General features: G+C 69.9%; 17 protein-coding genes. 9 read left to right on the top strand and 8 right to left on the bottom strand.

Annotated elements, in window-relative coordinates; genetic code table 11:
* Window positions 1-4: 4 nt before the first annotated feature.
* Window positions 5-1132: a magnesium/cobalt transporter CorA gene (gene corA / locus ACGFYV_RS12890; protein ID WP_393878398.1), complete on the bottom strand. Its 1128-nt coding sequence runs from the start codon at window positions 1130-1132 to the stop codon at window positions 5-7.
* 264 nt (window positions 1133-1396) lie between these two features.
* Between corA and ACGFYV_RS12885 the strand changes: the two genes are divergently transcribed.
* A complete protein-coding gene (locus ACGFYV_RS12885) occupies window positions 1397-2191 on the top strand; it encodes a methyltransferase (RefSeq protein ID WP_393878397.1) in 795 nt (264 codons plus the stop codon).
* Between the two features lie 165 nt (window positions 2192-2356).
* On the opposite strand, the gene ACGFYV_RS12880 is transcribed toward ACGFYV_RS12885, so the two are convergent.
* The 4 genes from ACGFYV_RS12880 to ACGFYV_RS12865 form a co-directional block, all read right to left on the bottom strand.
* The gene (locus tag ACGFYV_RS12880; RefSeq protein ID WP_393878396.1) at window positions 2357-3295 is read right to left on the bottom strand and encodes a carbohydrate kinase family protein; all 939 of its coding nucleotides are present in this window, start codon (window positions 3293-3295) and stop codon (window positions 2357-2359) included.
* On the bottom strand, window positions 3292-4200 hold the full coding sequence (locus ACGFYV_RS12875) for a pseudouridine-5'-phosphate glycosidase (protein ID WP_393878395.1): 909 nt from the start codon (window positions 4198-4200) through the stop codon (window positions 3292-3294). The genes ACGFYV_RS12880 and ACGFYV_RS12875 overlap by 4 nt, the downstream gene beginning before the upstream one ends.
* Before the next feature lie 80 nt (window positions 4201-4280).
* Window positions 4281-4835 carry a methylated-DNA--[protein]-cysteine S-methyltransferase gene (locus tag ACGFYV_RS12870; RefSeq protein ID WP_393878394.1) on the bottom strand — a complete coding sequence of 185 codons (555 nt, stop codon included), beginning with the start codon at window positions 4833-4835 and terminating at the stop codon, window positions 4281-4283.
* Between the two features lie 200 nt (window positions 4836-5035).
* On the bottom strand, window positions 5036-5905 hold the full coding sequence (locus ACGFYV_RS12865) for a glycerophosphodiester phosphodiesterase (protein WP_393878440.1): 870 nt from the start codon (window positions 5903-5905) through the stop codon (window positions 5036-5038).
* Window positions 5906-6192: 287 nt separating this feature from the next.
* On the opposite strand from ACGFYV_RS12865, the gene ACGFYV_RS12860 reads away from it, so the two are divergent.
* The 6 genes from ACGFYV_RS12860 (at window position 6193) to ACGFYV_RS12835 (ending at window position 14469) form a co-directional block, all read left to right on the top strand.
* On the top strand, window positions 6193-7071 hold the full coding sequence (locus ACGFYV_RS12860; RefSeq protein WP_393878393.1) for an MHYT domain-containing protein: 879 nt from the start codon (window positions 6193-6195) through the stop codon (window positions 7069-7071).
* A gap of 40 nt (window positions 7072-7111) precedes the next feature.
* Window positions 7112-9268, top strand: a complete 2157-nt coding sequence (gene uvrB, locus ACGFYV_RS12855; protein WP_393878392.1) for an excinuclease ABC subunit UvrB — start codon at window positions 7112-7114, stop codon at window positions 9266-9268.
* Between the two features lie 157 nt (window positions 9269-9425).
* Window positions 9426-10004, top strand: coding sequence for a TerD family protein (locus ACGFYV_RS12850; RefSeq protein WP_393878391.1), 579 nt, complete (start codon window positions 9426-9428; stop codon window positions 10002-10004).
* Between the two features lie 75 nt (window positions 10005-10079).
* Window positions 10080-11972, top strand: coding sequence for a TerD family protein (locus tag ACGFYV_RS12845; protein ID WP_393878390.1), 1893 nt, complete (start codon window positions 10080-10082; stop codon window positions 11970-11972).
* A gap of 225 nt (window positions 11973-12197) precedes the next feature.
* A complete protein-coding gene (locus ACGFYV_RS12840; protein ID WP_393878389.1) occupies window positions 12198-13199 on the top strand; it encodes a TerC family protein in 1002 nt (333 codons plus the stop codon).
* A 169-nt stretch (window positions 13200-13368) separates the two neighbouring features.
* Window positions 13369-14469: a calcium:proton antiporter gene (locus ACGFYV_RS12835; RefSeq protein WP_393878388.1), complete on the top strand. Its 1101-nt coding sequence runs from the start codon at window positions 13369-13371 to the stop codon at window positions 14467-14469.
* 67 nt (window positions 14470-14536) lie between these two features.
* Here the strand turns inward: ACGFYV_RS12835 and ACGFYV_RS12830 are convergent, their stop codons facing one another.
* Window positions 14537-15808, bottom strand: a complete 1272-nt coding sequence (locus ACGFYV_RS12830) for an MFS transporter (RefSeq protein WP_393878387.1) — start codon at window positions 15806-15808, stop codon at window positions 14537-14539.
* Between the two features lie 222 nt (window positions 15809-16030).
* On the opposite strand from ACGFYV_RS12830, the gene aroQ reads away from it, so the two are divergent.
* On the top strand, window positions 16031-16504 hold the full coding sequence (gene aroQ, locus ACGFYV_RS12825; protein WP_393878386.1) for a type II 3-dehydroquinate dehydratase: 474 nt from the start codon (window positions 16031-16033) through the stop codon (window positions 16502-16504).
* Window positions 16505-16820: 316 nt separating this feature from the next.
* On the opposite strand, the gene ACGFYV_RS12820 is transcribed toward aroQ, so the two are convergent.
* Both ACGFYV_RS12820 and ACGFYV_RS12815 read right to left on the bottom strand, forming a co-directional pair.
* Window positions 16821-17477 carry an MBL fold metallo-hydrolase gene (locus ACGFYV_RS12820; RefSeq protein ID WP_393878385.1) on the bottom strand — a complete coding sequence of 219 codons (657 nt, stop codon included), beginning with the start codon at window positions 17475-17477 and terminating at the stop codon, window positions 16821-16823.
* A gap of 70 nt (window positions 17478-17547) precedes the next feature.
* Window positions 17548-18234 (bottom strand): maleylpyruvate isomerase family mycothiol-dependent enzyme, encoded by a 687-nt coding sequence (locus ACGFYV_RS12815; protein ID WP_393878384.1) that lies wholly within the window; start codon window positions 18232-18234, stop codon window positions 17548-17550.
* A 224-nt stretch (window positions 18235-18458) separates the two neighbouring features.
* Here ACGFYV_RS12815 and uvrA point away from each other — a divergent pair, with 224 nt between their 5' ends.
* Window positions 18459-21503: an excinuclease ABC subunit UvrA gene (gene uvrA, locus ACGFYV_RS12810; RefSeq protein WP_393878383.1), complete on the top strand. Its 3045-nt coding sequence runs from the start codon at window positions 18459-18461 to the stop codon at window positions 21501-21503.
* Window positions 21504-21541: the final 38 nt, after the last annotated feature.

Raw genomic sequence — 21541 nt, 5'->3', positions numbered from 1 at the left:
GGCGTCAGAGCCAGCCGTTGCGCCGGAAGCCCCGGTACAGCACGCCGCAGGCGAGCACCATCACGCCCATGACGAGCGGGTATCCGAACCGCCAGTGGAGCTCGGGCATGTGGTCGAAGTTCATGCCGTACACCCCGCAGACCATCGTCGGCACGGCGATCACCGCGGCCCACGCCGTGATCTTCCGCATGTCCTCGTTCTGCGCGACCGTCACCTGCGCGAGGTGCGCCTGCAGGATCGAGTTGAGCAGCTCGTCGAACGCGGCGATCTGGTCCTTGGCCCGCATCAGATGGTCCAGGACATCCCTGAAATAGGCCTGTATCTCGGGGTCGATCACCCGTATCGGCCGGATGGACAGATCCTCCACCGGTCGCGCGAGCGGCACCACCGCCCGCTTCAGTTCGAGGAGTTCACGCTTCAACTGGTAGATGCGCCCCGGGTCGGTCCGCTCACCGCTCTCCGAGAACACGTCCGCCTCGACCTGGTCGATGTCGGCCTGCACCGCGTCCGTGACGTTCAGATAGTCGTCGACGACATGGTCGGCGATCGCGTGCAACACCGCCGCCGGCCCCTTCGCGAGCTGCCCGGGATCCGCCTCCAGCTCCTCCCGCAACGGGCCGAGTGAGCCATGCCGGCCGTGCCGCACCGTGATGACGAAGTCCTCACCGACGAACACCATGATCTCGCCGGTGTTCACCACCTCGCTCGTCGCCGTCAACTTCTCGTGCTCCACGTAGCAGACGGTCTTGAACACCGCGAACAGCGTCTCCCCGTACCGCTCCAGCTTCGGGCGCTGATGGGCCTCGACCGCGTCCTCCACCGCCAGCGGGTGCAGGTCGAACAGCTCGGCGATGCCCGCGAACTCATGGTCCGTCGGTTCGTGCAGCCCCAGCCAGACGAAACCCTCGCCGCGCTTGCGCACCATCTTCACGGCATCCACCAGGTCGGTGCACCCCGGCACCCGGACGCCGTCCTGGTACATCACGCAGTTCACGACCGAGGAGCCCAGCGGCGACCTGGCGGGATGGCTCAGGTCCACGCGCGACCGCCGCCGGGCCAGCCGCGCCACCTTGCGCAGACCACCGACCCTGCCCAGCCCCGTGACCTTCCGCAGATTCCCCGCCATGGACATCTGGGTCTCCTTGCCTGGATCTCCTCGCACACCGCTTTCGCGTCCTGCCCGGAAAGTCTGCCAGTCCCGCGCAAAGGGCGGGTAAGCCTGTGGGAACAGGCCGTTCCGCTTTGTTCCCGTCTGTGGACGGGGTTGTTCCCGCCTGTGGACGGGGTTGTTCCCGCCTGTGGACGGGGTTGTTCCCGCCTGTGGACGGGGTTGTTCCCGCCTGTGGACGGAGCGTCGGCCGCTTCGGACAACGGGGGCGGCTGGGATGATCGCCGCATGACGCGATCCGACGGGTACCTCCTCGACAACCAGCAGACGGAGGCGGGACAGCGTTTCGACGCCTTCGCCACCCTCTTCGATCCCACGACGTTCCGGCACCTCACAGGCTTCGGACTCGGACCTGGCTGGCGCTGCTGGGAGGTCGGGGCCGGCGGCACCTCGGTGGTGTCCTGGCTCGCCAAGAAGGTCGGTCCGACGGGCAAGGTGGTCGCCACCGACATCGACACCTCGCGGCTTGCCGCCGTGGCCAGGCACCCGGTGGAGGTGCGGGTCCACGACGTGGGCGCGCAGGAGCCACCGGCCGAGGGCTTCGACCTCGTGCACGCCCGGCTGGTCCTCGTCCACGTACCGGACCGGGAAAGGGCGCTGCGGTCCATGGTCAAGGCGCTGCGGCCCGGCGGACGACTGCTGATCGAGGACGCCGACCCCGCCCTGCAGCCCCTGATCTGCCCCGACGAGTACGGTCCCGAGCAGCAGCTCGCCAACCGGCTGCGGCACGGCTTCCGCAAACTGCTCGCCCACCGAGGCGCCGACCTGTCCTACGGCCGCAAGCTCCCGCGCCTGCTCCGCGAGGCCGGACTGCGCGGGGTGGAGGCCGACGCGTACTTCCCCATGTCCTCACCCGCCTGCAGCGCGCTGGAGTCCGCCACGGTCCGCCAGATCCGCGAGCAGCTCGTCGCCGCGGGCCTGGCCACCGACGAGGAGATCGACCGGCACCTGGCGAACGTGGAAGCGGGGGGCATGGACCTGGCGACGGCGCCGATGATCTCGGCGTGGGGTCGTAAGAGCTGAGGCGGAGGTCGCATAAGGGCTGAGGCGGAGGTCGCAGGGGTCGAAGCATCGGACGTCGTTGTCCTGCCGTGCGGCCGGCGCGGCGAGGCTCGCCTGGACCGCTCACGGCGAGCGCGGCTCCGCCTGGCCGGCCTTGGTGAGCTGTGCCGGGTGCCAGATGCTCGCCTACGGGGGTGAGTCCCTGCTCTCCCTGCCCCGAGGGGGCGGTCTGCCGCCCACGTGTTCCACCGCCCGCGCGCCCGCCCGGCATCCGTCCCGTGCCGCCTCCCCGGGATCCGCGCCTGCGACGAGGGCGGCGAGGAAGGCGCCGGTGAAGGCGTCACCGGCGCCGGTCGTGTCCCGGGGCGTGGCCGCGGCCGCCGGAACCCGGGCGAGCGCGTCTCCGGAGCGGGCCACCAGCGCCCCGTCCGCACCCGACTTGGCCACCACCAGCGGGACGACCCGGCTCAGCTTGGTCGCCGCGTCCGCCCAGTCGGACAGCCCGGTCAGCAGACACGCCTCGTCCCGGCTGGGCAACAGCACGTCCAGCCCCTCCGCGAACGCCAGGAAACGGTCCACGCCCAGTTCCACGAGGAAGCCCGCCGACGCGGGATCCAGACTGACCGGCACCCCACGCGCGCGTGCCGCCGCGAGCGCCACCTCCGCGAGGGCTCGGCTGGTCTCCGAGAACAGCAGATAGCCCGAGAGATGCAGCCGGGCGACCCCGTCGAGCAACGCGTCCGACCAGTCCGCGGGCTCGAGCCGCAGCGAGGCACCGCTGTCCGTGAGGAACGTACGCTCGGCCGCCGCACCGGTGTCGACCAGGCAGATCACCGTTCCGGTCGCTGCCTGCGGATCGACCACTAGCCGCGGCCGCACACCGTTTGCGACCAGCTCCCGCTCGTGCCACCGCACCGCATCCGCACCGACCCGACCCAGCAGCCGTACGTCCGCACAGCCCGCGTCGGCGGCCCAGCAGGCCACGTTGGCGCCCGCGCCGCCCGGCAGCGTCCGGATCACGGCCGCGGTGTCGGTGCCCCCGGCGAGCGGACCCCGATGCCGGGCGACGACGTCCGTGACGACGTCCCCGACGACCAGCAGCGCCCCGGCCCTGCTCGTGGTCACCCCTTGGTCCACGCCGTGGCGATCCGGGCCGCCAGCCGCACGTTGCCGCGCACCGCCGCCAGGTTGGCGCTCAGTGAGGCCCCGTCCGTGTGCCGGACCAGGTAGTCCAGCAGGAACGGGGTGACGGCCTGGCCGGTGATCTCCTCCTCCTCACAGGCGCGCAGCGCGTCCGCGAGTACACGCGCGTGGAGGGCCGGATCGAGCTGCTCCTCCTGCGGGACGGGATTGGCGACGATCAGAGCCGACTCCCGCGCGCCGAGCGTGTCCTGCGCCCGCATGACCTCCGCGACCTGCTCCGGGCTGTCCAGCGTCCAGTCGACCGGATGACCCGAGTCGGACAGGTAGAAGCCGGGGAACCACTCGGTGCGATACCCCGCGACGGCCACGCCCAGCGTCTCCAGGCGCTGCAGGGTCGCCGGCACGTCCAGGATCGACTTCACGCCCGCGCAGACCACGGTGATCCGGGTCCGCGCCAGCAGGCCCAGATCCGCCGACTCGTCCTGCGTCACCGTCCACTGCCGGTGCACACCGCCCAGGCCGCCCGTCGCGAACACCCGGACGCCGGCCAGCGCCGCGAGCTGTGCCGTCGCCGACACCGTGGTCGCCCCGCTCGCTCCCGCCGCCACGGCCAGGGGCAGATCGCGGTGGCCGAGCTTGCGGATGCCGTTCTCGTTGGCGACCCGCTCCAACTGCTCCTTGTCCAGGCCGACGCGCGGGCGCCCGTCCACCACGGCGACGGTGGCGGGCACCGCGCCCTCCCGGCGCACCACGTCCTCCAGCTCCAGCGCCACCTGAAGATTTCGTGGACGCGGAAGCCCGTGCGCGATGATCGTGGACTCCAGGGCCACCACGGGCCGCCGTGCGCCGATCGCCTCCCGGACTTCTTCCGACAACACCAGCACCACGCGCCCGCCTCCTGTCCGTCGGTCCTCCCTCATCTCTGGCGATCCGCACTCCCGGCTAAACGCTTGTGGCCCCGCCCGTGTCAGAACAGCGGCTCGGGCAGCACACCCTCCAAGGCGAGCAGCTTTCTTTTGGCCTCCAGACCGCCCCCGAAGCCCCCGATACCGCCGTCGCTCTCCACCACCCGATGGCACGGCACGACGACCGGCAGCGGATTGGAGCCCATCGCCGCGCCCACCGCCTGCGCCCCGCCGGGCTGCCCGACCCGCCCGGCCAGATCGCCGTAGCCCACCACCGTGCCGTACGGGACGCCGGAGGCCAGTTCGCGCAGCACCTGCCGGTTGAACCCGGAGATCAGCGACCAGTCCAGGGGAAGATCGAAATCGTGGCGCTCGCCCGCGAAGTACGCCTCGATCTGGCGTATCGCCTCGGCCAGGAGCGGTGAGTCCAGAGCCTCGACGGGCTCGGTCCCCAGCCGTGCCGCGAGGCGCTCCAGCGTCCGCTCGCGCACGGCGTCCGTGGCGTGGAAGACGACGTTGACCAGACCGGCACGCGTCGCCGCCAGCATCAGCGGACCGATACCGGTGCCCACGACGGCCCACACGACCTGCTGCTCGTCCTGCCCGTGACTGTCCATGAACCCACCGTACGGCCCGCCACTGACATTGATACTCGTACGCGGGTTCCGGCGGTCGTGGCTCTGCCACTGACTGGCGCCCTGCTGGGCTGTCTTCGCGTTGTTCTGCCCGGCCGCCGGAACCTGGTTCTCATGGCTCCGGCCGGGCGGACCATGACCTGATAGGAGCTTGGTCAACGCCCCCGACCAGGGACGACGGCTCAGTTTGCGCGCAGCGCCGCCCGCACCACGTCGGGCTTGTTCGTGATGATCCCGTCGACGCCGTAGCCCACGACCTGCCAGGCGGCGACCTTGTCGTCCACCGTCCAGGCGAACACACCGAGCCGCCTGCCGTGCGGCCCGGTGACGGCGTGCACGGAGGAGACGTAGCCGGCGGAGATCGAGCCGTACGAGGGATTGACCAGATCGGCGAAGCGCGCGTACGCGTGCAGTTGCGCCACCGGCGGCTTGCCCAGGAAGGCGGTGGTGAGAGCCGGCTTCAGCTCGTGCACGGTCCGCACGCTGTCCGCGCTGAAGCTCTGCACGACCAGCCGCCCGAGGTGCCGCTGGTCCAGCCAGCCCTCGTTGCCGAGAAGCTTCAGGGTCTGCTGCTCGATGCCGGGGTACAGCTCCGGATTCTTGATCTCCAGCAGCAGCCGCTCGTGATTGTGCTCGACCCGGCGCATGTACTGCTCCAGTGTCGGCACGCGTGTGCCCGCGTATGCGGGGGAGTACCAGCTGCCCGCGTCCAGCCGGGCGATCTCGGCCGCGGTGAAGTCCTTCACCTTCCACGGTGCCCGTCCGGGGAAGACGTCCTCGACGTTTGTCGTGCGGGCCAGGCTGTCGTCGTGGATCACGACCAGCCGGCCGTCCTTGGTGCGCTGGACGTCGTTCTCCACCCAGGTGAAGCCGAGCTGTGCCGCCTTGTCGATGGAGGCGAGGGTGTTCTCGGGGGCGTAGGCCGAGGCGCCCCGGTGGGCGATCACCGTGGCGTCGCCGGTCTCACCGGCCCGCGCGGGGGACGAGGGGCTCAGCAGGGTCACCGCTGCCAGGATCGCGACGGCCGTGGCGGCGACAGCGCGCGCGTGCACGTGCATACGTACTCCTCGCGTCGAGAGAACACCGACAGCACCAGATTTTCTCAGCCCGGGAGCGACGACACGCGCGCGCAGGACGGCCACAGAATGAATACCACCGCCCGCGTCCGCTCATGGGTGCCGCACAACTGGGGCAGGGCCGTGTTTCTTTGCCGGAAAATCGTTCGACCATTCCGGTGGGGGTCATACTCTCTGCGTCTACCCTGACCGCCGCCGCGGTCCTGGGACGGGGGCACATGTCAGGTATTCCGGGACGCAAGAAGGCGGAAGGGCAGCCGCGCATGCAAGGCACGGTCGACGGATTCAGTTACGGGGTCGTCACCCCGCTGGCCGCGTATGTGATGGCGTGCCTCGGTGGTGCCCTCGGCCTGCGCTGCACGACCCGGTCCCTGCTGGTCAGCCACTCCTGGAGGCCCGCCTGGCTGGCCCTGGGCGCCGCGGCGATCGGCTCCGGCATATGGACCATGCACTTCATCGCCATGATGGGCTTCACCATCAAGGACATCCCGATGCACTACGACAAACCGATGACCTACGCGAGCCTCGGCCTGGCCATCGTCATGGTGGGTTTCGGGATCTTCATCGTCGGTTACCGGGGCGCCACCGGCATCCCCCTTTTCACCGGCGGCACGGTCACCGGTCTGGGCATCGCCTCGATGCACTACCTCGGCATGGCGGGCATGCGCTTCCACGGGCGGTTTCAGTACAACACGCTCACCGTGGCCGCCTCCGTCGTCATAGCGGTCGTGGCCGCCACCACCGCCCTGTGGGCCGCCGGGCGCGTCCGGGGCCTCCTGTGGAGCGTGGGAGCCAGCCTCGTCATGGGCCTGGCCGTCAGTGGGATGCACTACACCGGTATGGCGGCCCTCAGCGTCCACCTCCACGGCGTCCCCGACACGACCCCGGGCGACTCGCCGACCTCCGTGCTCGCGCTGATGCTGATCGGCCCACTGGCCTTCCTGCTCCTCGCCGGCGTCGTCGTGATGTTCGACCCGCTGATCGTCATGGGCAAGCCCGCGCTGCCCCCGGTCGAGTTCAAACCGGGTGTCCCGGCCGCCACCGTCGCCTCCCACCATGTCCGGCACCTGCCGCTCCGCCCCGTCCGCGGGCCGCTCCGCCACGCGGGTTCCCGAGCCTCCCGCACCCCCCAGAACCGCTGACCCGAGCCCGTTGTCAGTGGGGGGTCGTACGGTTGATGGCATGCGGCCCGTTTCCCACATCGAACGCACGGTGGCGCCCTTCGAGGTCGTCAGTTCCTACCAGCCCAACGGCGACCAGCCGGCGGCCATCGCCGAGCTGGCCAAGCGCGTCGAGGCCGGTGAGAGGGACGTCGTCCTGCTCGGCGCGACCGGCACCGGCAAGTCCGCCACCACCGCGTGGATGATCGAGAAGCTTCAGCGTCCCACGCTGGTCATGGCTCCGAACAAGACACTGGCCGCCCAGCTGGCCAACGAGTTCCGCGAACTCCTGCCGAACAACGCGGTCGAGTACTTCGTCTCGTACTACGACTACTACCAGCCCGAGGCCTACGTCCCGCAGTCGGACACCTACATCGAGAAGGACTCCTCGATCAACGAGGAGGTCGAGCGCCTGCGCCACTCGGCGACGAACTCGCTGCTCACCCGTCGTGACGTCGTGGTGGTCGCCTCGGTGTCCTGCATCTACGGCCTAGGTACTCCGCAGGAGTACGTGGACCGGATGGTCCCTCTCAGGGTCGGCGACGAGATCGACCGGGACGAGCTGCTGCGCCGTTTCGTCGACATCCAGTACACGCGCAACGACGTGGCCTTCAGCAGGGGCACCTTCCGCGTCCGCGGTGACACCATCGAGATCTTCCCGGTCTACGAAGAGCTGGCCGTGCGCATCGAGATGTTCGGCGACGAGATCGAGGCCCTGTCCACGCTCCACCCGCTCACCGGCGAGATCATCAGCGACGACCAGCAGCTGTACGTCTTCCCCGCCTCCCACTACGTCGCCGGCCCCGAGCGCATGGAGCGGGCCGTCAACGACATCGAGAAGGAACTGGGGGAGCGCCTCGCGGAGCTGGAGAAGCAGGGCAAGCTCCTGGAGGCCCAGCGCCTGCGGATGCGGACCACGTACGACATCGAGATGCTCCGTCAGATCGGCACCTGCTCCGGTGTCGAGAACTACTCGATGCACTTCGACGGCCGCCTGCCCGGCTCCCCGCCCAACACGCTGCTGGACTACTTCCCGGACGACTTCCTGCTCGTCATCGACGAGTCGCACGTCACGGTGCCTCAGATCGGCGCCATGTACGAGGGCGACGCCTCCCGCAAGCGCACCCTGGTCGAGCACGGCTTCCGGCTGCCCTCCGCCCTCGACAACCGGCCGCTGAAGTGGGAGGAGTTCCAGGAGCGCATCGGGCAGACCGTCTACCTGTCGGCGACCCCCGGAACCTACGAGCTGTCCCGCGGGGACGGTGTCGTCGAGCAGATCATCCGCCCGACCGGCCTGGTCGACCCGGAGGTCGTGGTCAAGCCCACCGAGGGGCAGATCGACGACCTGGTGCACGAGATCCGCAAGCGCACCGAGAAGGACGAGCGCGTCCTGGTCACCACACTCACCAAGAAGATGGCCGAGGACCTCACCGACTACTTCCTGGAGCTCGGCATCCAGGTGCGCTACCTGCACAGCGACGTCGACACCCTGCGCCGTGTGGAACTGCTGCGCGAGCTGCGGTCCGGCGAGTTCGACGTCCTCGTCGGCATCAACCTGCTGCGTGAGGGCCTCGACCTGCCCGAGGTGTCCCTGGTGGCGATCCTCGACGCCGACAAGGAGGGCTTCCTGCGCTCCGGGACCTCGCTGATCCAGACCATCGGCCGCGCGGCGCGCAACGTCTCCGGCCAGGTCCACATGTACGCCGACAAGATCACCCCGGCGATGGAGAAGGCCATCGACGAGACCAACCGGCGCCGGGAGAAGCAGGTCGCGTACAACAAGGCCAACGGCATCGACCCGCAGCCGTTGCGCAAGAAGATCAACGACATCGTCGCGCAGATCGCCCGCGAGGAGGTCGACACCGAGCAGCTGCTCGGCTCCGGTTATCGCAAGCTGAAGGACGGCAAGGGCGCCAAGGCACCCGTCCCGTCGCTCGGCGACAAGGCGGCCAAGGGAGGGACGGCCGCGAAGGCCGGCAAGTCGGCCAAGGGCAAGGCGGGGGCCGCAGTGCCCACGGACCGTCCGGCGGCCGAACTCGCCGAGCAGATCGAGGAGATGACGGAGCGCATGCGTGCCGCCGCCGCCGAGCTGCAGTTCGAGATCGCGGCCCGGCTGCGTGACGAGGTCTCCGAGATGAAGAAGGAACTGCGCCAGATGCGCGAGGCGGGTATCGCCTGAGTCCGCGCCACAGTGCCGGACCTCGGTAAATGCGCGCAGTGTTGCAACACCGACACAAAGCGCGGACCGGGGTTCGGCACTGTCAGTGCTCCTGCGTAGGGTTCTCGACAACCGCGCATCGCGCGGCAACAGGGGAACACCGAGAGGGGAAGCAGCCGTGACCGTCAACTTGACCAAGGGTCAGGCCATCAGCCTGGAGAAGAAGGACGGTGGCAGCCTGACCGCGGTCCGTATGGGTCTCGGCTGGAAGGCGGCCAAGCGGCGCGGTCTGTTCGGCTCACGCACACGGGAGATCGACCTGGACGCCTCGGCGGTGCTGTTCGCCGACAAGGAGCCCGTGGACGTCGTCTTCTTCCGGCACCTGGTGAGCGACGACGGCTCCGTGCGTCACACCGGCGACAACCTGGTCGGCGGCGTCGGCCAGGGCGGCGACGACGAGGCCATCCTCGTGGACCTGCAGCGCATCCCGGTCCACATCGACCAGATCGTCTTCACCGTCAACTCCTTCACGGGGCAGACCTTCCAGGAGGTGGAGAACGCCTTCTGCCGTCTGGTGGACGAGACCAACGGCCAGGAGCTGGCCCGCTACACGCTGGCCGGCGGCGGCGAGTACACCGCCCAGATCATGGCCAAGGTGCACCGCGCCGGATCGGGCTGGACGATGACTGCCCTCGGAACCCCGGCCAACGGCCGTACCTTCCAGGACCTGATGCCGGCCATCAGCCCGCACCTGTAGAAGGCCCGCTCGCGCAGAACGGCCCGCTCGCGGGTCCGGACGCGCACGACAACACGACACAGGGGGCGACGGGCGATGACGGCCGAGCTGGTGCGGGGACAGAACCACCCGCTCTCCCGGACCCGTTTGGAGATCCGGATCTCGGCCGGAGTACCGGTGCTGGCGGGGGCCACCCTCGGCGACGAGCACGGTCGTGTGCACGGCGCCCAGTGGGTGGCCCACCCCGGCGCCCCCGCCTTGCCCGGGATCGAGGTTTCCGGGCAGGCCGCCGCCGAGCACCGCCTGGCCGTCGACCTGGCAGCCGTGCCCGATGCCGTGCATCGCGTCACCGTGCTGCTGGCCCTGCCCACGCAGCCCGGAGCGGTGCTCCGTTTCGGCGCGGTCGCCGCGCCACGGACGGCGGTCACCGATCCCGACGGCACCGAGATCGTCCGCTTCGCCCTCGCCGGCCTGGACGCCGAATCGGCTGCCTGCGCCCTGGAGTTGTACCGCAGACAGGGTGCCTGGAAGGTACGAGCGGTCGGCCAGGGCTACGCGGGCGGGCTCGCCGCGCTCCTCGCCGACCAGGGCGTGCCCGGGGCCACCGAACTCGCGGCGGACATCGAGGAGGCGGTGGCGCGCAGCCTCGCCCGCGCGGTTCCGCCGCAACAGCCCCAGGAGACGCCGGCCTCTTCGGTGCCACGTCCGACCCCCGCGCACGACGCTCAGGACGCGCCCGAGGCGCGGACACCGGGCGGGCCGATCGACTACACGCACCCGGGCCGGCGCCGTACACCTGCGGCCCCGCCCCCGCCCGTACCCCCAGCCCCCGCGGATCCGAGCGGGCAGCCCGGTCAACCGGGGCGGCCCGTCGCGGGCGACGCGGTGGGCTGGTCCATGGAGGAGCGGCTGTACAACCAGGTCTGGGGCATGTTCGAGGACCTGGCCCGCAGCACGGCCGCGCTGCGCAGCGCCGTCGACTTCGCCGACTCGCGCCTGGAGAAGGAACTCGACCAGCTCCTCGCCGATCCGCGGGGCAGGCTCGGCGGCGCGGGCGACGCCGCACGCGAGGAGGCCCACGCCCGGCACGCCCACCTGGTCGGCCAGGCGCGGGCTGCCTTCGACCGCGACCTCGCTCAACTCACCGCCGAGTCCGAGGTGGTCGAGCCCGCACTCACGCCGGCGTACGCCGGCTGGGACAACCCGGTCTGGCACGGCTACCACGTCCCGGCCGAGCCGCCCATGGCCGTGCGGCTCGGCGATCTCCATCTCCCCGAGAGTGAGCCGCTGCGCATTCCGCTGCTGGTCGGACTGCCGTTGGCGCGGGGCCTGTGGATCGACAGCGGGCCTGTGGCGGAATCCGGCGGCGCCTTCCCGGACTCCGCCGACTCGCGCCGGCTGGCCCTGGAGACAGCGGTCGCGGTGGCGGCCCGGCTGCTGGCCGTCCATCCTGTGGGCGAGTTCGCCCTGCAGGTCATCGACCCGGCCGGCGCCGGCGCCGGGACACTCCAGCCGTTGACCCGGACCGGGGCACTGGCCGCGCCACCCGGCACCGGCGCGGCGGGCGTGACGGACGTTCTCGCGCGCCTCACGCGGCGGGTCGACCTGGTGCAGATGGCGGTCCGCGGCGGCGCGGCCGAGTCGCTGCCGGCGGATATCGACACCGCCCAGCAGTTGCTGATCGTCAACGACTTCCCGCACGGCTTCGGCGACCGGGCGGTGACCCAGCTGCGCTATCTCGCCGACGAGGGCCCGGCCGTCGGTGTCCACCTCCTGATGGTCGCAGACCGCGAGGACGCCGCCGCGTACGGCCCGTTGCTCGACCCTTTGTGGCGTTCGCTCGTGCGACTCACTCCGGTACCCGACGACCACCTGGCCGATCCCTGGGTGGGGCACGCCTGGACGTACGAACCCTCGCTCGTGCCCGCGGACAGCGAGATTCTCGAGCGGGTGTTGACGGAGGTGTCGCGAGCTCGCACCAAGTACTAGTAAAGAGCATCTGACCTGGGAATTTGAAACTTTCTTTACTTTTGACTTTACCTTTCCTTGGTGATTGGGGTACCGTCTTCCGTACGGAGGGGAGTACTCCCTGATGCGGCGCACCCGTCAGTACGGATCGATGTGGATCCCGGGGCGCCGGCCCGAACCGGGTGGAAGAGACCTCCGGCAGCGACAACGCTGATGTGTTTGCCGTTTCGACATGCCGGAGGTGCAGTGGAAGTCTCCCCGACCCTGTGGGTGCTGACGATCGCGGGCCTGGCCGCCCTGATCGCGGTCGATTTCTTCATCGGTCGCAAGCCCCATCACGTGTCCATCAAGGAAGCGGGCGTCTGGACGGCCGTCTGGATCGCCCTGGCCGGGCTCTTCGGCCTCGGTCTGTACGTCTTCGGCGGCGGTCAGCCGGCCGGCGAGTTCTTCGCCGGCTTCGTCACCGAGAAATCGCTCAGCGTCGACAACCTCTTCGTCTTCGTCCTGATCATGGCGAAGTTCGCCGTCCCCACGCAGTACCAGCAGCGCGTCCTGCTCTTCGGTGTCCTCATAGCCCTGGTCCTGCGGGCCGTGTTCATCGCCGCGGGAGCCGCGATCCTCGCCAGCTTCTCCTGGGTGTTCTACCTCTTCGGCGCCTTCCTGATCTGGACCGCCTGGAAGCTCGTCCAGGAGGCCCGCGCCGAGGAACAGGACGAGGAGTACGAGGAGAGCAAGCTGCTCAAGGCCGTCGAGCACAGGTTCGGCGTCGCCGACCGGTACCACGGCACCAAGCTGTGGATCCAGCAGAACGGCAAGCGGGTCATGACCCCGATGCTGGTCGTGATGCTCGCCATCGGTACCACCGACGTGCTGTTCGCCCTGGATTCCATACCCGCGATCTTCGGCCTGACCCAGGACCCGTACATCGTCTTCACGGCCAACGCCTTCGCCCTGATGGGGCTGCGGCAGCTGTACTTCCTCATCGGCGGTCTGCTGAAGAAGCTGGTCCACCTGTCGTACGGCCTGTCCGTCATCCTCGGATTCATCGGCGTCAAGCTGGTGCTGCACGCGCTCCACGAGTCCGGGGTCCACGTCCCCGAGATCAGCACACCGGTCTCCCTCGGCGTGATCTGCGTGGTCCTGGCCGTCACCACCGTCACCAGCCTGCTGGCGTCCCGGAAGCAGGCGGCCGTCGAGGCGGCGAACACACAGGCCGAAGGCGCCCCGAAGGACAGCGTCGACGCCTGACGGCGGCCGACTCGACCGGTGACGCCGGGACCCCGCGCCGACCCTGCACACCGCACACTCAACCGCGCCCCAGAAAGGATGAGGAAGGATCCAGAAAGAGCAGACAGAGGTCAAAGCGGCTCAGAAGGCACGGAATGCGAATCCCGCAGGCGTCTGCGACCATCGCCCCATGATCACTCGGCTCAGGTCACTCTCCACTCAGTGGACGTTCCTCGTGCCGGTGCTCGCGATCGTCCTGCTGGTCTTCACCTGGGGCCGTAGCCTGCCCGGCGCAGTCGTCGCCGTGGTGACCCTGGTCCTTGCCGTGTCCGTCCTCGCGGCCGTGCACCACGCCGAGGTGATCGCCCACCGCGTCGGGGAGCCCTTCGGCTCCCTGGTGCTGGCCATCGCCGTCACGATCATCGAGGTGGCCCTGATCGTCACCCTCATGGCAGACGGGGGCGCCAAGAGTTCCACCCTGGCCCGCGACACCGTCTTCGCCGCCGTGATGATCACCTGCAACGGCATCGTCGGTCTCTGTCTGCTCGTCGGCTCCCTGCGCCACGGCACCGCTGTGTTCAACCCCGAGGGCACCGGGGCCGCGCTGGCGACCGTGGCGACCCTGGCCACGCTCAGCCTGGTGCTGCCGACGTTCACCACCAGCAAGCCCGGCCCCGAGTTCTCGTCCCTCCAACTCACGTTCGCCGCACTGTCCTCGCTGATCCTCTACGGCCTGTTCGTGGCCACGCAGACCGTACGGCACCGTGACTACTTCCTGCCGATCACCCGGCAGGGCGAGGTCATCACCGCCGACAGTCACGCCTCGCCTCCGTCCGCACGCGACGCGTGGATCAGCCTCGGACTGCTCGGCCTCGCGCTGATCGGCGTGGTCGGCCTGGCCAAAGGCGTGTCGCCCACCATCGAGGCCGGCGTGGAGGCGGCGGGCCTGCACCACGCGGTCGTCGGTGTGATCATCGCGCTGCTCGTGCTGCTGCCCGAGACGATCGCCGCCGTGCGCGCCGCCCGCCGGGACCGCGTGCAGACCAGCCTCAACCTCGCGCTCGGCTCGGCGATGGCCAGCATCGGCCTGACCATCCCGGCCGTCGCCCTCGCCTCCGTCTGGCTGCCCGGCCCGCTCGTCCTCGGACTCGGCCCGACCCACATGCTGCTTCTCGCGCTGACCGTGGTCGTCAGCTCCCTGACCGTGGTCCCGGGCCGGGCGACACCACTCCAGGGCGGAGTCCACCTCGTGCTGTTCACGGCCTATCTCGAACTGGCCATCAACCCGTGAGGACGACCTGTAACGGCGACCCGTCTGGCTAGCACGCCCGGCCGGCACGCCTGGTCAGCACGCCCGGTCAGCCCGCGACCGGCTCCACCGCCGCGGCGGGCACCGGCCGGGTCTCCGGCAGCAGCGCGAAGCAGACCAGGCTCAGCAGAGCGATGCCCGTCAGGTACACGCCCACGCCCCACGGAACGCGGCCGCCGTGCGCGGCCAGTTCCGTGGCCACGATCGGGGTGAGGGCGCCGCCGAGGACCCCGCCGAGGTTGTAGCCCACGGCGGCCCCCGTGCAGCGCAGCCGCGCCTCGTACAGCTCCGGCAGATACGCGGCGACCACCGCGAACATGGTGATGAAGGCGACCAGCGCGCCCAGGATGCCGAGGAACATCAGCAGCGGCTCACCGGTCGCCAGCAACGCGACCATCGGCAGCATCCACAGCGCACAGGCCGTACACCCGACCAGGCACAGGCAACGGCGGCCGTACCGGTCGCCCAGCAGGGCCATGAGGGGAGTGAGAGCCCCCTTCACCACCACGGCGGCCATGACACAGGTCAACATGACGGTACGGCTCACACCGAGCCGCTCCGTCGCATACGCCAGCGACCACGTCGTCACGGCGTAGAACACGGCATACCCGACGGCCAGCGCCCCGGCCGTCAGCAGCACCAGCCGCCCGTGATGCCGCACGACCTCCACGAGCGGTACGCGCGCGTGGTCGTCGATCTCCAGGAAGCGGGGACTCTCCGTGAGCGACGAGCGCAGCCACAGCCCGGCCAGGGCCAGCACACCGGCGGCCCAGAACGGCACCCGCCAGCCCCACTGCGCGAACTGGGCGTCGGACAGCGACGCCGACAGCGCGAGGATCACCCCGTTGGCGAGCACGAAGCCCAGCGCGGGACCCACTTGAGGAAAGCTCGACCACAGAGCGCGCCGCCCCGGTGGCGCGTGCTCGGCCGTCAGCAGCACCGCTCCGCCCCACTCCCCGCCGAGCCCCAGCCCCTGCAGGAAGCGCAGCACCAGCAGCAGCACCGGTGCGGCGACGCCGATCGCCCCGTACGTCGGCACGCATCCCACGGCGACCGTGGAGGCGCCGGTCAGCAGCAGCGAGGCGACGAGCACGGGCCGCCGTCCGCGCCGGTCACCGAGATGCCCGAACAGCACCGAGCCCAGCGGCCGGGCCACGAACCCCACCCCGAACGTCCCGAACGCCGCCAGTGTCCCCGCCACCGGCGAGAACGTCGGGAAGAACAGCGGCCCCAAGACCAGGGCGGCGGCGGTGCCGTAGACGAAGAAGTCGTAGAACTCGATCGCGGTCCCGACGAGCGAGGCGGCCGCGAGGCGTGGCATGGAAGGGGTTCTTACGGTGCGTACACGATACATGCCGTGTCAACTACCTACAGTGATCAGTGGTTACGGGGGTGCACGGGAGTGATCACGGAGGTCCCGGCGTACACCCGGCCTGCGCCGGGCCGACCGGCGCACGCGGCCGGTCACGCGTTCCGCGCACCGTGATAAACCGGGTCCGAGCAGCGGTCGCCGACGCACCGCCCCGAACGGACCGGAGGAACCGTGCCCCGCACCCTGGCCAACGCCCCGATCATGATCCTCAACGGGCCCAATCTGAACCTCCTCGGTCAGCGCCAGCCCGAGATCTACGGCAGCGACACGCTCGCCGACGTGGAGGCGATGTGCGTCAAGGCGGCGGCCGCGCACGGCGGCACGGTGGACCTCCGGCAGTCCAACCACGAGGGCGAACTGGTCGACTGGATCCACGAGGCGAGACTGAACCACTGCGGGATCGTCATCAACCCCGGGGCCTACTCCCACACGTCGGTCGCGATTCTGGACGCGCTCAACACCTGCGACGGCATGCCCGTGCTGGAGGTGCACATCTCCAACATCCACCAGCGCGAGTCGTTCCGGCACCACTCGTACGTCTCACTGCGTGCCGACGGCGTGATCGCGGGCTGCGGGGTGCAGGGGTACGTGTTCGGCGTCGAGCGGGTCGCCGCGCTGCTGGGGGCCACGCGCGCGGACGCGTAGCCTCCCGAGCGGCTGCCACGGCTTCTCGGCGGGAGTGGCCCCGGGTGCACGCTACGCGCGGACGCCCGGCCGGCCCAGCCCTCCCTGGCCTGGGCCGCCGGCCTTGGGCGTGGTGGGCAGACCGGCGACCCCATCCCGCGCGGGATTTGCCGTCCCGGGCGGGGCAGGAACCAGTTGACCGCGCGGCGCCGGCCGTCGGGAGCGCGCACTTGAGTCCGTCGTGTGCGAAACGTTCACACGGGGCGCGCGGAGACGGTCACTCGCCGAGCCACCCGCGCTGGAGGAAGGGACCTGAGGCCAGGGGTGCCCGGCCCGTTCACCACCCGCGCGCGTGCCACGCCGGCAGGTGCGGCCGCTCCGTACCCAGCGTGGTGTCGTTCCCGTGTCCGGGATAGACCCAGGTCTCGTCCGGAAGTGCGTCGAAGATCTTCGTCTCGACGTCATGGATCAGGCTGGCGAACGCCTCGGGGTCCTTGTGCGTGTTGCCGACACCGCCCGGGAAGAGGCAGTCGCCGGTGAAGACGTGCGGGTGTCCGTGCGGGTCGTCGTAGACGAGCGCGATCGAACCCGGCGTGTGCCCGACGAGGTGGCGCGCGGTCAGTTCCACCTGCCCGACCCTGATGACGTCGCCGTCGTCGACCGGGACGTCGGTGGGCACCGGGATGCCGGGCGCGTCCTCCCGTCCGGCGTACGTGCGGGCGCCCGTGGCCGCGACGACCTCGGCGAGAGCCTGCCAGTGGTCCCCGTGGCGATGGGTGGTGACGACGGACGCGATGCCGTCGTCACCGATCATGGAGAGGAGCGTCCGCGCCTCGTTGGCCGCGTCGATCAGCAGCTGCTCGTCGGTGGCCCGGCAGCGCAGCAGGTAGGCGTTGTTGTCCATCGGGCCGACCGCGATCTTGGTGATCATCAGGTCTTTCAGCTCGTGCACGTCCGCCGGTCCGCCGACCCGGACCTCTCCGCTGTACGTCATGTGGATCAGCCTATAGCGGCCGAGCGCCCGGCGGACCGTCCTCGCGCCACACCGGCGGATCGTCCTCGCGCTACAGAGGGGGCAGCGTCGGTAGCGCTCCGCCCTTCGTCTCCAGCGCGGCCCCCTCACGGCGGCCGGCGAGCCAGCCCAGCAGGTCGGCCGGCGTGCCGCTGACCGTGACCTCGGGCCCGGACGCCTCGCGTCCCGTGCTCCACGCGCGCGTGCCGTCCGTGACGCGGGTCGCGGGGACTTCGGAGTGCCCGGAGAAGCGCTGGGCCAGGAACTCGATCTCGCGCTCCGTGAAGTCCGCAGGAAGGTCTTCCAGCTCGTAGCCGATCCCGAGGTCCACGTGGTGCAGCTCGACCTCGGCCCACCGGCGGAAGGGCACCCGGGCCGCGGAGTCGGTGACGCCGTTGCGCAGCTCCACCGTGCGCGACCAGTCCGCCGGCACGGCCCCCGCCTCCTGGAAGCGGGCGGCGCTCTCGCGCAGGTCGGTGCGCTGTTCGTCCAAGGGGCGCGGGGCGTCCTTTTCGATGTCCGCGTCGCGCGCCTCGGCGCTCGTGTACATGGGGCGGCCCTCGAGGACGTTCACGAGCGCGTCGGCGTTGCGGGCGAGGTGGGCGAAGATGTGCCCACGGGTCCAGCCGGGAAGCCGTGACGGCTCGGCGGGTGACGCGTTGTCCAGTTCGGCGACAGCGGTGAGGAGCCGTTCCGTCGCGTCACGTACACATGCCAGGTCATGAGCGTGATCCATCATGACCCTGACCCTAGTCCCGCCACACCTTCGGGTGAAGGTGGTGAAGCCCGCCCGCAAATCGAAAGTGCGTGCTATATCGTCGGAGGCGGCGTCGGGCATGCTGGATGGTCGGGGATTGTTATGCGACCGGGGATCCGACCGGCGTTGTCAGTGGCTCCCCCTAGTCTCGAAGAAGCACGGGGGCCCCGCCCCTGTCACTTCTCTCAAGAAAGGTGCGGACCGGCGTGGCCGACCGTCTCATCGTCCGTGGCGCGCGCGAGCACAACCTCAAGAATGTCTCGCTCGACCTGCCGCGCGACTCGCTCATCGTCTTCACGGGCCTGTCTGGGTCGGGCAAGTCCTCGCTGGCCTTCGACACGATCTTCGCCGAGGGGCAGCGGCGCTACGTGGAGTCGCTCTCCTCGTACGCCCGGCAGTTCCTCGGCCAGATGGACAAGCCGGACGTCGACTTCATCGAGGGCCTGTCGCCTGCGGTGTCCATCGACCAGAAGTCGACCTCGCGCAACCCGCGCTCGACGGTCGGCACCATCACCGAGGTCTACGACTACCTGCGTCTGCTGTTCGCGCGCATCGGCAAGCCGCACTGTCCCGAGTGCGGCCGCCCGATCTCGCGCCAGTCGCCCCAGGCCATCGTCGACAAGGTCCTGGAACTGCCGGAGGGGAGCCGCTTCCAGGTGCTGTCGCCGTTGGTGCGTGAGCGCAAGGGCGAGTTCGTGGACCTCTTCGCCGACCTGCAGACCAAGGGCTACTCACGCGCACGCGTGGACGGCGAGACCATCCAGCTGTCCGAGCCGCCGATCCTGAAGAAGCAGGAGAAGCACACCATCGAGGTGGTCGTGGACCGCCTCACGGTGAAGGAGTCCGCCAAGCGCCGCCTCACCGACTCCGTGGAGACCGCCCTCGGCCTGTCCGGCGGCATGGTCGTGCTCGACTTCGTGGACCTCCCCGAGGGCGACCCCGAGCGCGAGCGCATGTACTCGGAGCACCTGTACTGCCCGTACGACGACCTGTCCTTCGAGGAGCTGGAGCCGCGCTCCTTCTCCTTCAACTCGCCCTTCGGCGCCTGCCCCGAGTGCACCGGCATCGGTACGCGCATGGAGGTCGACCCCGAGCTGATCGTCCCGGACGAGGACAAGTCCCTGGACGAGGGCGCCATCCACCCGTGGTCGCACGGGCACACCAAGGACTACTTCGGCCGCCTGATCGGCGCCCTCGCCGACGCGCTCGGCTTCCGCACCGACATCCCCTTCGCCGGCCTGCCGCAGCGCGCCAGGAAGGCCCTGCTCTACGGCCACAAGACCCAGATCGAGGTGCGCTACCGCAACCGTTACGGGCGCGAGCGCGTGTACATCACGCCCTTCGAGGGCGCGGTGCCCTTTGTGAAGCGCCGGCACAGCGAGGCCGAGAGCGACGCCAGCCGCGAGCGCTTCGAGGGCTACATGCGCGAGGTGCCCTGCCCCTCCTGCCAGGGCACGCGGCTGAAGCCGATCGTCCTCGCGGTCACGGTCATGGACAAGTCCATCGCCGAGGTCTCCGCGATGTCGATCAGCGACTGCGCGGACTTCCTGGGTCAGCTGACGCTGAACGCCCGCGACAAGAAGATCGCCGAGCGGGTGCTGAAGGAGGTCAACGAACGGCTCCGGTTCCTGGTCGACGTCGGCCTGGACTACCTCTCCCTCAACCGCGCGGCCGGCACCCTCTCCGGCGGCGAGGCCCAGCGCATCCGCCTGGCCACCCAGATCGGTTCCGGCCTCGTCGGCGTCCTCTACGTCCTGGACGAGCCGTCCATCGGCCTGCACCAGCGCGACAACCACCGGCTGATCGAGACCCTGGTCCGGCTCCGCGACATGGGCAACACGCTCATCGTGGTCGAGCACGACGAGGACACCATCAAGGTCGCCGACTGGATCGTGGACATCGGTCCGGGCGCCGGTGAGCACGGCGGCAAGGTCGTGCACAGCGGCCACCTCAAGGAACTGCTCGCCAACACCGAGTCCCAGACCGGCCAGTACCTCTCCGGTCGCAAGTCGATCCCGCTCCCGGACGTACGGCGTCCCCGCGACCCGTCCCGGCAGCTGACCGTGCACGGCGCCCGCGAGAACAACCTGCAGGACATCGACGTGTCCTTCCCGCTGGGTCTGTTCACGGCCGTCACGGGCGTGTCCGGATCCGGCAAGTCCACGCTGGTCAACGACATCCTGTACACGCACCTCGCCCGCGAGCTCAACGGCGCGCGCAGCGTCCCCGGACGGCACACGCGCGTGGACGGCGACGACCTCGTCGACAAGGTCGTGCACGTCGACCAGTCACCCATCGGCCGCACCCCGCGGTCCAACCCGGCGACCTACACCGGCGTCTTCGACCACATCCGCAAGCTGTTCGCCGAGACCACCGAGGCGAAGGTCCGCGGCTATCTGCCCGGACGCTTCTCCTTCAACGTCAAGGGCGGACGCTGCGAGAACTGCGCGGGCGACGGCACGATCAAGATCGAGATGAACTTCCTCCCGGACGTCTACGTCCCGTGCGAGGTCTGCCACGGCGCCCGGTACAACCGGGAGACCCTGGAGGTCCACTACAAGGGCAAGTCCATCGCCGAGGTGCTGAACATGCCGATCGAGGAGGCGACCGAGTTCTTCGACGCCGTCCCCGCGATCTCCCGGCACCTGAGGACCCTGAAGGACGTCGGCCTCGGCTACGTCCGGCTCGGCCAGTCCGCGACGACTCTGTCCGGCGGTGAGGCGCAGCGGGTGAAGCTCGCCAGCGAGCTGCAGAAGCGCTCCACCGGACGGACGGTGTACGTCCTGGACGAGCCGACCACCGGTCTGCACTTCGAGGACATCAGCAAGCTGCTGAAGGTCCTCGCCGGGTTGGTCGAAAAGGGCAACACGGTCATCGTCATCGAGCACAACCTCGACGTGATCAAGACCGCGGACTGGGTCGTCGACATGGGACCCGAGGGCGGTGCGGGCGGCGGTCTGGTGGTCGCCGAGGGCACGCCCGAGGAGGTCGCCGGCGTTCCGGCCAGCCACACCGGCAAGTTCCTGCGCGAGATCCTCGGCGCGGACCGCATCAGCGACGCCGAGCCGGTGAAGGTGCCGCGCCCCGCCTCACCCAGGAAGACGGCCGCGGCCAAGAAAACAGTCGCCGCCAAGACGGCGGCCAAGAAGACGGTGACGGCCAAGGCCAACAACACGGCGACCAAGAAGGCCGCCGCGGCCACGAAGGAGACGGCTGCCGCCAAGAAGACCACACGGGCCCGCAAGGTCTGAGGACGAGTCAGGCCAGTCGGAGCCTGTCCTGACATGAC

Source organism: Streptomyces sp. NPDC048297, assembly GCF_043201585.1.
Classification (GTDB): domain Bacteria; phylum Actinomycetota; class Actinomycetes; order Streptomycetales; family Streptomycetaceae; genus Streptomyces.
This window is presented reverse-complemented; position numbering and strand designations above follow the sequence as displayed.